General features: G+C 64.1%; 9 protein-coding genes. 8 read left to right on the plus strand and 1 reads right to left on the minus strand.

Going from position 1 to position 12,324, the window contains the following annotated elements; all coding sequences use genetic code 11:
* Window position 1: 1 nt before the first annotated feature.
* The 5 genes from L6639_RS03790 to dinB all read left to right on the plus strand — a co-directional run bounded on the left by L6639_RS03790 (window position 2) and on the right by dinB (window position 6,330).
* Window positions 2–784, plus strand: coding sequence for an inositol monophosphatase family protein (locus tag L6639_RS03790; RefSeq protein ID WP_237859015.1), 783 nt, complete (start codon window positions 2–4; stop codon window positions 782–784).
* Between the two features lie 93 nt (window positions 785–877).
* Window positions 878–1,912: an ABC transporter substrate-binding protein gene (locus L6639_RS03795; RefSeq protein WP_377802676.1), complete on the plus strand. Its 1,035-nt coding sequence runs from the start codon at window positions 878–880 to the stop codon at window positions 1,910–1,912.
* A gap of 23 nt (window positions 1,913–1,935) precedes the next feature.
* On the plus strand, window positions 1,936–4,116 hold the full coding sequence (locus L6639_RS03800; RefSeq protein ID WP_237859017.1) for an ABC transporter permease: 2,181 nt from the start codon (window positions 1,936–1,938) through the stop codon (window positions 4,114–4,116).
* Window positions 4,117–4,124: 8 nt separating this feature from the next.
* Window positions 4,125–5,171 carry an ABC transporter ATP-binding protein gene (locus tag L6639_RS03805; RefSeq protein ID WP_237859019.1) on the plus strand — a complete coding sequence of 349 codons (1,047 nt, stop codon included), beginning with the start codon at window positions 4,125–4,127 and terminating at the stop codon, window positions 5,169–5,171.
* 58 nt (window positions 5,172–5,229) lie between these two features.
* The gene (gene dinB / locus L6639_RS03810; protein WP_237859021.1) at window positions 5,230–6,330 is read left to right on the plus strand and encodes a DNA polymerase IV; all 1,101 of its coding nucleotides are present in this window, start codon (window positions 5,230–5,232) and stop codon (window positions 6,328–6,330) included.
* A 23-nt stretch (window positions 6,331–6,353) separates the two neighbouring features.
* Here the strand turns inward: dinB and L6639_RS03815 are convergent, their stop codons facing one another.
* Entirely contained in the window at window positions 6,354–8,513 is a 2,160-nt protein-coding gene (locus tag L6639_RS03815) for an exonuclease domain-containing protein (protein ID WP_237859023.1), read from the minus strand.
* A gap of 393 nt (window positions 8,514–8,906) precedes the next feature.
* Here L6639_RS03815 and L6639_RS03820 point away from each other — a divergent pair, with 393 nt between their 5' ends.
* The 3 genes from L6639_RS03820 (at window position 8,907) to L6639_RS03830 (ending at window position 12,323) form a co-directional block, all read left to right on the plus strand.
* On the plus strand, window positions 8,907–10,157 hold the full coding sequence (locus L6639_RS03820) for an ABC transporter substrate-binding protein (RefSeq protein WP_237859024.1): 1,251 nt from the start codon (window positions 8,907–8,909) through the stop codon (window positions 10,155–10,157).
* Window positions 10,158–10,288: 131 nt separating this feature from the next.
* On the plus strand, window positions 10,289–11,116 hold the full coding sequence (locus tag L6639_RS03825) for a helix-turn-helix transcriptional regulator (protein WP_237859025.1): 828 nt from the start codon (window positions 10,289–10,291) through the stop codon (window positions 11,114–11,116).
* A gap of 196 nt (window positions 11,117–11,312) precedes the next feature.
* On the plus strand, window positions 11,313–12,323 hold the full coding sequence (locus tag L6639_RS03830) for a branched-chain amino acid ABC transporter permease (RefSeq protein ID WP_237859026.1): 1,011 nt from the start codon (window positions 11,313–11,315) through the stop codon (window positions 12,321–12,323).
* The last annotated feature ends 1 nt before the right edge of the window (window position 12,324 follow it).

The following is a 12,324-nucleotide window of genomic DNA, read 5'->3' on the forward strand; positions in this document are numbered from 1 at the left end:
CATGACGCCAGCCGAACTCATGCTGCGCCGCTATGCGGCCCAGGGCCTCGCCGCCGAGGCGGGACGCATCGCGCTCGACTATTTCGGCCGCAGGGAAAGCCTCGGCGTCACGATGAAGGGCACGCAGGACTGGCTCACCGTCGCCGACGGCGCGGTGGAGGATTTTCTGCGTGCGCGGCTGTCGGCGCTTTTCCCTGGTGACACTGTCATCGGCGAGGAAGGCGGCGGTGAGGCCAGCGATGCGGTCTGGATCCTCGATCCGATCGACGGCACTGCGAACTTCGCCCATGGCGATCGCAACTGGTGCATCTCCATCGGCTTCCTGCTCGACCGCCAGCCGACGATCGGCATCGTCAGCGCGCCCTCACTGGGCGAGCTCTATGTCGCGCAGCGCGACGAGGGCGCGACGCTGAACGGGCAGCACATTGTCGTCTCTGGTGCCGACGACATCAGCCGCGCCTGTATCGAACTGGGCTGGTCGCCCCGTATTCCCTCGCAGCGCTATCTCGACATGATCAGCCGCGGTTATGCCGCCGGCTGCTCCATCAAGCGCGCGGGCTCCGGCACTTTGGGCCTCTGCAATGTCGCCAACGGGCGCACCGAGGGCTACGCCGAACTGCACATCAACGCCTGGGACGTTGCAGCCGGCATTGTGATTGTTAGCGAAGCCGGCGGCTGGGTCAGCGACTTCTTCGCGGGCGACGGCATCAGCAAGGGCAACCCGATCCTGTGCTGCGTACCGGCGCTGGCATCGCAGCTCAGCGACATCACCGGGATTACCTAGTCGACTTAATAGTTGTTGCTTTGGAGCTGAAGAGACGCCACCGTCACAGCCAATTACAGAGAACATCAAGTTCTCGTTCTGGGGAGGTGGACCATGGTTTCGAGATCCCTGACTGTCAGGGCGCTGTTCGGTGCCGGTATCCTGATCGCGGGCGCGGCGCCGGCGTCGGCCGAGGGCTCGCTCGTCATGTATTGCGGCGTGCAGGAAGAATGGTGCCGCGCGATGTCCACCACTTTCGAGAAAGAGACCGGCATCAAGGTTTCGATGACGCGGAAATCCGCCGGCGAGACCTATGCGCAGCTCAGGGCGGAGGCCTCGAACCCGCGCGGCGACATCTGGTGGGGCGGCACCGGCGATCCACATCTTCAGGCGGCCGACGAGGGGCTGACGCTCGAATACGAATCTCCCGCCAACAAGGATTTGCACGACTGGGCGCTGAACCAGTGGAAAGCGGCGAAGCAGCGCTCGATCGGCATCTATGCCGGCGCGCTCGGCTTCGGCTACAACACCGAGCAGATCAAGGCCAAGGGTATCCCGGAGCCGAAATGCTGGGCCGACCTGCTCAACCCCAAGCTCAGGGATGACGTGCAGGTCGCCGACCCGAATTCGTCCGGCACCGCCTATACCCTGCTTGCCACGGTCGTGCAGCTGATGGGCGAGGACAAGGGCTTCGATTATCTCAAGGCCCTGCACAAGAATGTCAGCCAGTACACCAAATCAGGCGCAGCACCAGCCAAGGCAGCGAGCCTCGGCGAGACCGCCGTCGGCATCGTCTTCATCCACGATGCCGTCGTCTTCGCGGTTCAAGGCGATCCGATCAAGCCGGTCGCGCCGTGCGAGGGCACAGGCTACGAGATCGGCTCGATGTCGATCATCAAGGGCGCACGCAATCTGGAGAACGCCAAGAAGTTCTACGATTGGGCGCTGAGCCCCGCCGCACAGGCCCTCGCCGCCCCCGCGAAGTCGTATCAGGTGCCATCCAACAAGAACGCGACGGTGCCGCCGCAGGCGCCGAAGATGAGCGAGATGAAGCTGATCAACTACGACTTCGTCAAATACGGCTCGTCGGCCGAGCGAACGCGGCTGCTGACAAAGTGGGACAAGGAGGTCAAGGCGCTGCCGAAATAGCAGCAAGGCTGCGGAGATATCGGATGCGCCCTTCGACACGGCTTGCCCTGCTGCTCGGCTGGTTGGGCTACATGCTCGTGCCCTGGTACCTGCCGGAAGGTTGGGACCTTGCTGGCTATCCGTTCGGGCGGGCCGGCACCGCGCTGGTGCTTGCGACATCAGGCGCAGCGCCTTGGCTCTGGCCGATCGGCATCGCACTCCTCGCGCCGACGTTCCTCGCCGTCCGCGCCGAGTCCAGCCTTAGCAGCCCGGCGTTGATCGTCGCCGGGCTGTTCGGCCTGGTCGCGTTCTTCGCACAAGGCTTTGCGGTGACGCTGCCTGGCCAGGGCATTCCCTGGCTCGCCGCGCTGCTGGGCGGCGCAGGTGCCGCGCAACCGGGCATGGGTTTCGGCGCGCTGCTGACCCTGTTCTCGCTTCTCCTGCTGCTCTGCCACGGCCTCGCCTATCGCGGGTTCTGTCGGGGCGATCTCTTCACCACGTCCACCATCGGCGTCGTGGTGCTGCTGATCGGCCTCTTCATCTTCCTGCCGGTGGCGACGATCCTGCGCAGCGCGCTGGTCGATGCCACCGGCGGCTGGGCGCTGGGCGAATTCGCGGACCGCCTGCTGTCCTCGACGATCTGGGGCCTCGGCTGCGTCGGCGGCGGCATCGCCTGCGGCGTCGCCTGGAATACGCTGATCCTCGGCGTGCTGACCGGCCTCATCACCACGCTGCTGGGCCTCGCTTGCGCGCTGCTGGTGTTGCGCACGGCGATGCCGGGCAAGCGGCTGATGCGCGCGATGACGGTGCTGCCGATCATCACGCCGCCCTTCGTCATCGGCCTTGCGCTCATCCTGCTGTTCGGCCGTGCCGGCGTCGTCACCGGCTTGATGTCCGACTGGTTCGGCATCCCACGCTCGCGCTGGATCTACGGTCTGCCGGGCGTGCTGTTGGCGCAGGTACTGGCCTTCGCGCCGATCGCCTTCCTCGTGCTGATGGGTATGGTCCAGGGCATCGCACCGAGCCTCGAAGAGGCGTCCCAGACGCTTGGTGCCAGGCATTGGCAGACGTTCCGCTCCGTGACATGGCCGCTGCTGCGACCGGGGCTCGCCAACGCCTTTCTGCTCGGCTTTGTCGAGAGCCTGGCCGATTTCGGCAACCCGCTCGTGCTCGGCGGCAATTTCGAGGTGCTCTCGACCAAGATCTTCTTCGCCGTGGTCGGTGCCGCACACAATCAGGGTCTGGCGGCCGTGCTCGCGATCGTGCTGCTCGTCTTCACGCTCGGCGCGTTCTGGCTGCAGCAGAGCTGGCTCGGCGGCAAGAGCTACACCACGGTCTCCGGCAAAGGCGACGCCGGCATTCCGGCGAAGCTGCCGACCTCCGTCACCGTGCTCTCCGCCGCGGTCATCATACCCTGGGTCGTGCTGACGGCGGTGATCTACGCGGTGATCCTGATCGGCGGCTTCGTCAAGACGATGGGCCGCGACCATACGCCGACGCTGGAGCATTACCGCACCGGCTTCGCCGTCGATTTCAGCCACGGCCTGTTCTTCGAGGGCGCAGCGTGGCCCTCTTTGTTCACGACACTGAAGGTCGCCGCGATCTCCGCACCTCTGACGGCGCTGATCGGCCTGCTCACCGCCTATCTGCTCACGCGGCAACGCTTCGTCGGCCGGCAGCTGCTCGAGTTCACGACCATGCTGAGCTTCGCCATTCCCGGCACCGTGCTCGGGGTCGCCTACATCCTAGCCTTCAACGTACCACCGATCGAGATCACCGGGACCGGCCTCATCCTCGTGCTCGCCTTCGTCTTCCGCAACATGCCAGTCGGCATACGCTCGGGCATAGCGGGACTGGCCCAGATCGACAAGAGCCTCGACGAGGCCTCGACGACCCTGCGGGCGCGCAGCTTCACGACGCTGCGCCGTGTGGTGCTGCCGTTGCTCAAGCCCGCGCTCGCCGCGGCGCTGATCTACAGCTTCGTGCGCAGCATCACCTCGGTCAGCGCCGTGATCTTTCTCGTGTCGGCCGAGTACAACCTCTCCACCGCCTACATCGTCGGACGGGTCGAGGCCGGCGAGTTTGGCCTCGCCATCGCCTATTCCTCGGTGCTGATCGTCGTCATGGCAGCAGGCATCGCGCTCATCCAATTCGGCGTCGGCGAGCGCAAGCTCGGCCGCAGGCCCGTCGCGCTCGCGACCTCGGCCGCCGAGCCCGCCAAATAGGATCTCCCATGCTCAAATCAGGTCCCGCCTCCGTCGAGTTCAGACATGTCAGCATGCGCTACGGCAATGTGACGGCGGTGGACGATGTCAGCTTCACGATTCACGCCGGCGAGCTCGTGACGTTGCTCGGCCCCTCCGGTTGCGGCAAGACGACGACCTTGCGCATGATCGCCGGACTCGAGATCGCGAGCGAAGGGCAGATCCTGATCGGCGGCAAGGATGTGACGCGGCTCTCGGCGGCGGATCGCGACGTCAGCATGGTGTTCCAGTCCTACGCGCTGTTCCCGCACATGAATGTGCTGGAGAACGCGGCGTATGGGCCGACGGTGAAGGGGCTGGGCAAGGCGCGGGCCGAGGCGATGGCGCAGGAGAAGCTCGCCCTGGTCGGGCTGAAAGGCTTCGAGAAGCGCTATCCGGCCGAGCTGTCCGGCGGTCAGCAGCAGCGCGTTGCCGTGGCACGCGCCCTCGTGCTGGAGCCGCAGGTGCTGCTGTTCGACGAGCCGCTGTCCAATCTCGACGCCAAGCTCAGGCGCCGGGTGCGGCAGGAGATCCGCGAACTCCAGCAGTCGCTGAAGCTCACCGTCGCCTATGTCACGCATGACCAGGAGGAGGCCCTTGCGGTCTCCGACCGCATCATCGTGATGTCGAATGCGAAGATCGCGCAGCAGGGTTCGCCGCGCGAGCTTTATGAGGCCCCTGCGAACGGCTTCGTTGCCGATTTCATCGGCGATGCCAATCTCGTGGAAGTGATGATCGAAGCGGTGCATGACGGGCAGGCACAGGTCATGCTGGGGCCTCTCCGCCTGACGCTTCCGGCGCGCGGCCTCACGCCTGGGCCGGCAAAAGCCGCCATCCGGCCCCACGGCATCATGCTCGGCGATGACCTCGCCGGAACCGTCAGAAAATCCTCCTACCTCGGCGATCACGTCGAGATGATCGTCTCGACGCCGATCGGCGAGCTTTTTGTCGTCAGCCGGCAAACCGATGAGATTCCGGCTGAAGGTGCCGCGATCAGGCTGTCATTCGCCCAACAATATATTGCTCTCGTTCGGTGACGGTCTCGTATCCGCATACTCCCTCGCGATTCCTGCGGGCCGATTGTATCATCGAGGCATGAGCGAGTCCGATGCCGTGGACGGCGACGCGCCGCGCGTTCGCAAGATCATCCATATCGACATGGATGCCTTCTACGCATCCGTGGAACAGCGCGACAATCCCGACCTGCGCGGCAAGCCCGTTGCTGTCGGTGGTTCGGCCGAGCGCGGCGTGGTCGCGGCGGCGAGCTATGAGGCGCGCAAATTCGGCGTTCGGTCCGCGATGGCGTCTGTGACCGCGAAGCGGCAATGTCCCGACCTGATTTTCGTGAAGCCCCGCTTTGAGGTCTACAAGGCGATCAGCCGGCAGATCCGCGAGATTTTTGCCGAGCACACCGAGATCATCGAGCCCCTGTCCCTCGACGAGGCCTATCTCGACGTGACGGAAAACCTGCAAGGCATCCCGCTTGCCCGTGATGTCGCGCTGCGGATCCGTGAGAAGATCAAGGCCGAGACCGGCCTCAATGCGTCGGCGGGCATCTCCTACAACAAGTTCCTAGCGAAGCTCGCTTCCGATCACCGCAAGCCGAACGGCCAGTTCGTGATCTCGCCCGAGATGGGGGCCGCCTTCGTGGAGACGCTGCCCGTCGGCAAGTTCCACGGGATCGGACCGGCAACGAGTGCAAAGATGAATGCGCTCGGCCTGTTCACCGGTCTCGACATCCGCAACCAGACGCTCGAGTTCATGAACGTGAATTTCGGCAAGTCGGGCGCCTATTATTACTGGATCTCGCGCGGCGTCGACGAAAGGCCGGTGCGGGCCAACCGGATCCGCAAGTCGATCGGCGCCGAGACCACGTTCTCGACCGACCTTTCCGATTTCGAGGCGCTGGCCGTCGAGCTGCGCCCGCTCGTCGACAAGGTCTGGCGCCATTGCGAGACATCAGGCAGCCGGGGCCGCACCGTGACCTTGAAGATCAAGTTTGCCGACTTCGAGATCATCACGCGGAGCAGGTCCGTGGCCACACCGGTCGCAGGCCGGGACGAGCTCGTTCGCCTCGCCTGCGGCCTGCTCGAGCTCGAGATGCCCCTGCCCAAACGGGTCAGGCTTCTGGGCGTCTCGCTGTCATCGCTCCAGGTCGGAGACGATGCGGAGCCGCAACTCACTTTCGAAATTTGATCCAGTCGCCAGGATTCGAAGGATTACGCCGCGATCTCTTCCGCCCTGCTCTCGAGCTCGTCGCGCTTCGCGTTGATCAAATTGAGCAGATGCGCGGCGGCGCGGGCGTCGCACAGGGCGCGGTGGTGGTCCTTCAGCTCGATATTGTAGGCCCGGGTGAGATTGCCGAGCCCGTAAGACTTGTGACCTGGGTAATGCCGGCGCATGCTCGCGCAGGTGCAGAGTTTTGGAAAGCGGAAACGGCGTTCGAGGCGCTCGTATTCCGCAGTGATGAAGCCGTAGTCGAAATTGACGTTGTGAGCGACGAAGACGCCGTCACCCATGAACTGCATGAAGCTGTCCGCGACCTCCGCGAACAACGGCGCGTTGCGCACCATCTCGTTGGTGATGCCGGTCAACGCGACGATCTTGGCGGGGATCGACCGCTGCGGGTTGATCAGCGAATGCCACTCCGCCACGACCTCGTGGTTGCGGATCTTGACCGCGCCAATCTCGGTGATGCGATCCCCGCCGGTCCAGCCGCCGGTGGTCTCGATGTCCACGACCACATAATCCTGGTCCGGATCGAAGCGGAAATCGGCGCGGCCGATCTCCGAAGGGATGCCGGCGTTGCCGAGCTGGCGAAGCCGCGTCAGCTGGTTGCGCCTGATGACGTCGCCCTCGGCCTTCACTTCCATGAACGAGACGGCGCCATCAGCCACAAGCATGAGATCGGGGAAGCCATCGCGCATCGCGCGATAGTCCTCACACATCAGGCGGAGGATCGTGGCGAGACCATCGGCACTTGCGCCCGCAAGCAGCGCGCGGATCGCGTCGATATCGACATGGTCCCAGGCGAACACGCCGTTCGGCTTGCCCCATTTCGCGGCAACGATCCGCAGGATCTGGGGCAGCGCGGAGCTGGAGGCGACGGCCGCCAGCTTCGTCTCGATCTGGGACGAGAACATCTGCGCAAAGGTTCTGTCCTTCAGGCAATGCGGCATCCAGTCGAAGCCGCTGTGCAGCTGTCCGGATTCGAACAGCTCGTCCCAGAACAGCAATCCGAACAGGCAGTGCCAGAGCGTGTTTTCGGCGTGGAAGACCTCAAGGCCCTGCCGGCGCAGGACGCCCGCGATCCCGGCCTCCGGGCTGCCGCGCCAGGTATCGTCGACCCGAAGCGTTCGTCCGGCCCGCAGCAGCTCGGTGCATAATCCCGTCCGGCGCCCGTCGAACTTCCGGGCATAAAAGTCGCTCGCGAAGACGAACTCGTCGTCGCTGGCGGGATCGTCGATCATACGCCGCAGCAGTTCCTCGGCGGCGTCCTTGTCGCCTTCGGCATAGAGAAGCCGTGCGAGCCGTTCGCGGCATTCGGCCGAGGAGCCGGCGCCATAGAGCTGCACCGCGAGTGCGGCTTCGCCCTTCTTCTCGAAGTGCAGACCCGCTTTGTGGGCCGCGCGGCTGCGCAGATCGATGGCGTAATCCGTCGGGCAGACAGGACCGCCGAGAATGTCGGCAACGGACCTGCGATACACCTCGTCAGATTTGGCCTCGAGGCGGCGCAGCAGGCGCGCGTAGTGGAAGCAGGCCCTCGCCTCGTCCGCATCGGCAAACCGGGCGCTGAAATCCGCCTGGTCGTTGGTGCGCAGGATGCCGAGATCGCGTAGCGCGAAATTCTTGAGGTTGTTCTCGGTCTTGCCGAAATAAAGATAGAGCAGGAACTCCAGCGGCTCGGTGTCGCCCAGCGCGATGAAGGCATCACCACCGCAAAGCCGGAAGGCCGTGCCGAACGACAGATTGGCGAGATAGTACTCCGATAGCTTGGCCTTGGGCCACGACGCCCTGACATCGCTCATGCCGGCTGCCTTGGCGCCGTCGAACAGGTCAGGCTTTGCAAGGCACGCCAGGAACGCAGCGTAGTCCTGTTCGGTCAGGCCTCGGACGTAACCGGCGATGCCAAGCTCCCCCAGCGCACCGACGGGGTCAGCGATCTCAGCGTATTTGAACGTGGAGGGATTGAAGACCGTGCCGTTCCGGTTGACCATCCGGATGAACAGGCACTGGGCGTCCTTCGACAGCGACGAGAAGCGAGCGACAAAGCCATGATGCCTCTCGGCCAGCACCGGACCGTAGGTCTCGCAAACGAAGCTCAGCATCTCCGTGAAGTGGTCGTGATAATAGTAGACCGGCAGGACAGGCAGCGTCATCCGTGCGTCGCCCTCGACGCAGCGCGACCCCGCTCTGGTCGAAGTTTCCCGTGATTCCCTGGAGTCCATGTTCGACTTCTGTTCTTTTCGCCAGACAGTGTCAAGCTGGGAACTTCACGACCTCGCGCTATCCCGAGGCCGGGTTTCAGCGACAACCACGGCGCGTGGGCCCGCGCCTATTGCACCGCGGGACGAATTGCGACGCACCATTCAAAATGAGACTGCCTGTTAAGCCGCGCGCAGCTCCGACGCGTGCGCCGCATGCGAGTTCGGCTAGCTTTCATCCCAAGAAATCGTCGAAGACCCGTTGAGCTTTGCAAGAACGTCGCACCGCGCGGCGGACGCGTGAGGCGCAGTGAAAAAACAGCGACAAAACGCACAGGGAGGAGAGCAATGTTGAAAGGCAGTCTAGGACTGATTGCATTGAGCAGCCTGCTAATGTCGGGCACCGCATTTGCACAGGAGAAGATCAAGGTCGGCGTCACCGCCACCCTCGAAGGCACCTACACCGTGCTCGGCGAGGACGGCATCCGTGGCTTCCAGACCGCGTTGAACGTGCTCGGCAAGAAGGTCGGCGACAAGGAGCTCGAATTCGTCATCGCCTCGACCGACGCGACACCGGACTCCGCGGTGCGCGCGGTACGGAAGCTGATCGAGCAGGACAAGGTGCAGATTCTGCTGTCCCCGCTCTCGGGCGACGAGGGCATCGCGGTCAAGAACTTCGCGAAGACTCATCCGGAGCTGACCTTCATCAACGCAGCCTCCGGCGCGCAGGAAACGACCTATGTCGATCCGGCCCCGAACTTCTTCCGTTACAACATGGACGGCGCGCAGTGGCAGGTCGGCCTCGGCAAGTACGCCTATGAGACCAAGGGTTATCGCAAGATCGCGACCGTCGGCGAGGACTATTCCTTCATCTACACCCAGGTGTTCGGCCTCGTGCTCGAGTTCTGCGGCGCCGGCGGGCAAGTCACCAACCGGCAATGGGTGCCGCTCGGCACCAAGGATTTTGCCTCGGTCATCGCCGCCCTGCCCGACGATGTCGACGCGATTTATCTGGGCCTCGGCGGTGCCGACGCCGTCAACTTCCTCAACCAGTACCAGCAGGCTGGCGGCAAGGCGCATCTGATGGGCGGCTCGATCATGATCGACCAGACCATCCTGTCGTCCAAGGGCAACGCCAAGAACGCGCTTGTCGGCACGCTGGCCGCCAGCGGCCAGGCCGACACCTGGGAGGATCCGGGTTGGCAAAAATTCGTGAAGGACTATCAGGACGCCTTCCCGCCGGCCAAGCGCTTCCCGAGCCCGTCGCTGCTCGCCACCAACTATTACGGCTCGACCATGGCGCTGATCCTGGCGCTGCGTCAGGTCAATGGCGATCTCAGCGACAATCAGTCGAAGTACAAGGCTGCGCTCGCCAAGATCGAGCTCGATGCGCCCAACGGCAAGATCAAGCTCGACTCCAACCGTCAGGCGATCGGCACCAATTTCGTCACCGAAGTGGTGGATGACGGCAAGGGTGCGCTGTTCTCGAAGGTCGTGAAGGTGATCCCGAACGTGAACCAGACGCTGGGCTACGACCCCGCCGTGTTCGCCAAGATCGGTTTGCCCAGTCGTACAGTACCGGAATGTAAGAAGTACTGACGTAGTCGCATCAGCGATGTGATGACTGACCGGGGAGAGATTTGCAAAGCGCGCGACACGCACGCCCTTGCATTCTCTCCCCGGTTGTTGAACGCTATCAAAAAAAGTCAAAGGCTTCCGGGAGGGAAGGCATGAGCCGGGCGCTCGCCGTCTTCCATGGCCGTTTCGGCCGGGCGACGGTCTATCAGTTGAACCGCCCCTTCAATATCCACGCGCATCGCGAAGGTCATTTGATCTTCCATGTCGGCGGGCGTTCCGCATGCATCGATGTCAACGACGGACGCTACGACCTCACCGAAGGCTCCGTCGTCGCGGTCAATCCATGGGAGCCGCATAATTTCCTTCCCACCGACCTCGACGGCGGCGCGGTCTTCTTCGTGCTCTATGTCAATCCGGAATGGTTCGCACCCGATGCGCCCGGCGCCGACCGCCTCCGCTTCGGCCGCACCCAGTTCGCGCGAACGCCGGCGCTGGACAAGCACATCAGGCACGCGGCCGCCCTTGTGTGCGGCGCACCCTCGCTGAACAGCCTCGACGGCGAGCTGCGACGGCTGATCGATATCTGTTACGACGAAAGCTGGCAGCAGGCCGAGACCGCGCCCGATCTGCGCGCGAATGGTTCCATCACCGATTTTCGCGTTCGCAAGTGCATCAAGATGATGTCGGAGAGCCCCGGCGCGGAGATCGAGCTCGACACCATCGCGCGCGAATCCGGCCTGTCGCGGCCGCATTTCTACCGGCTGTTCCGCACCCAGACCGGCGTCACGCCGCACCTCTATCTCAACACCCTGATGATGGAGCAGGCGCTGGAGGCGCTGGTGGCGAGCGAGGCGCCGATCGCCGATATCGGCTTCGACCTCGGCTTCTCCTCGCAGAGCGGTTTCACCCGCTTCTTCGCCGCCAATGTCGGGATGGCGCCGACCGATTATCGCCGCGCCGCCAAGGTTTTGCGCGGCTGACGGACGCGCGAAAAGATACTCACGATCAAGTGCCTCTCTCGCCGCCCCACTAGGATGGGCGGAACGCGATCCCGGCAAGAGGATCGCATGTCCGGGGAGGACGCAAATCCATGGCGCGGTACGCAGCCTGCACAGGGCTGTCCGACCTGCATTCGAGGTGTGGTGGTGGCCATCGCAAGCGGAGCGAGGTGACGCCATGACCCGCTTTGTCGAACGCCATCCGGCCTGGTCGTTGATCGTCATCATCGCGGTCGCGGTAGTGCTGTGGCTGATCTTTGCGGTCTGGCCGCCCGGGCTTGAAGACGCGATCGGTCGCAAGCGGGTTTTCCTCAACGCACTCTTCAACGGCATCACGCTCGGCGGCCTCTATTTCCTCGTCGCCAGCGGCTTCACCCTGATCTTCGGCCTGATGCGCAACGTCAACCTCGCGCACGGCTCGCTCTATCTGTTCGGCGGCTATGTCGGCTACGCCATCAGCGCCTCGACCGGATCGTGGATCCTCTCCTTCATCGTCGCCTTCATCCTGACGGCGCTGGTCGGCGTCCTGCTCCAGGTGCTCGTGTTCCGCCGCATGGAGGGCCAGGATCTGCGCCAGACCATGGTGACGATCGGCCTCTCCATCGTGTTCGCCGATCTCATGCTGTGGGCCTGCGGCGGCGACTTCTACCAGATCCAGACCCCGAACTGGCTGATTGGCCCGATCGATCTGCCGCTCATCACCGCGGTGAAATCGTCGGGCGAGCCGGTTTACTTGCGCTATCCGCTGGTCCGGCTCGTGATCTTCCTGGCTTCCGTGATCATCGGCATCGCGATGTGGCTTGCGCTCAACCGCACCCGGATCGGCATGATCATCCGCGCCGGCGTCGACGACCGCGACATCCTTGCTGCGACCGGCGTGCGCATCCAGGCCGTGTTTGTGCTGGTCTTCGCGCTCGGCGCCGGCCTTGCAGGCATCGCGGGCGTGGTCGGCGGCACCTTCCAGTCACTGTCGCCCGGCGAAGACATTCGCTTCCTGCTTGCTTCGCTCGTCGTCGTGATCGTCGGCGGCATGGGCTCGATCCCCGGCGCCGCGCTTGGCGCACTCATCATCGGCCTCGCCGAGCAACTCGGCTCGGTCTACATCCCGACATACGCCATCGTCGTGACCTTCCTGATCATGGTGCTGGTGCTGGCGCTTCGGCCGCAGGGCCTGCTGGCGAGGCGCTGAC

The sequence above is a fragment of the Bradyrhizobium zhengyangense genome (assembly GCF_022012555.1).
Classification (GTDB): Bacteria; Pseudomonadota; Alphaproteobacteria; order Rhizobiales; family Xanthobacteraceae; genus Bradyrhizobium; species Bradyrhizobium zhengyangense.

Excerpts from the sequence above, each read along its gene's own strand:
- L6639_RS03790 (WP_237859015.1), top strand. The coding sequence starts at position 2 with ATGACGCCAGCCGAACTCATGCTGCGCCGCTATGCGGCCCAGGGCCTC.
- L6639_RS03795 (WP_377802676.1), top strand. The coding sequence starts at position 878 with ATGGTTTCGAGATCCCTGACTGTCAGGGCGCTGTTCGGTGCCGGTATC.
- L6639_RS03800 (WP_237859017.1), top strand. The coding sequence starts at position 1,936 with ATGCGCCCTTCGACACGGCTTGCCCTGCTGCTCGGCTGGTTGGGCTAC.
- L6639_RS03805 (WP_237859019.1), top strand. The coding sequence starts at position 4,125 with ATGCTCAAATCAGGTCCCGCCTCCGTCGAGTTCAGACATGTCAGCATG.
- dinB (WP_237859021.1), top strand. The coding sequence starts at position 5,230 with ATGAGCGAGTCCGATGCCGTGGACGGCGACGCGCCGCGCGTTCGCAAG.
- L6639_RS03815 (WP_237859023.1), bottom strand. The coding sequence starts at position 8,513 with ATGACGCTGCCTGTCCTGCCGGTCTACTATTATCACGACCACTTCACG.
- L6639_RS03820 (WP_237859024.1), top strand. The coding sequence starts at position 8,907 with ATGTTGAAAGGCAGTCTAGGACTGATTGCATTGAGCAGCCTGCTAATG.
- L6639_RS03825 (WP_237859025.1), top strand. The coding sequence starts at position 10,289 with ATGAGCCGGGCGCTCGCCGTCTTCCATGGCCGTTTCGGCCGGGCGACG.
- L6639_RS03830 (WP_237859026.1), top strand. The coding sequence starts at position 11,313 with ATGACCCGCTTTGTCGAACGCCATCCGGCCTGGTCGTTGATCGTCATC.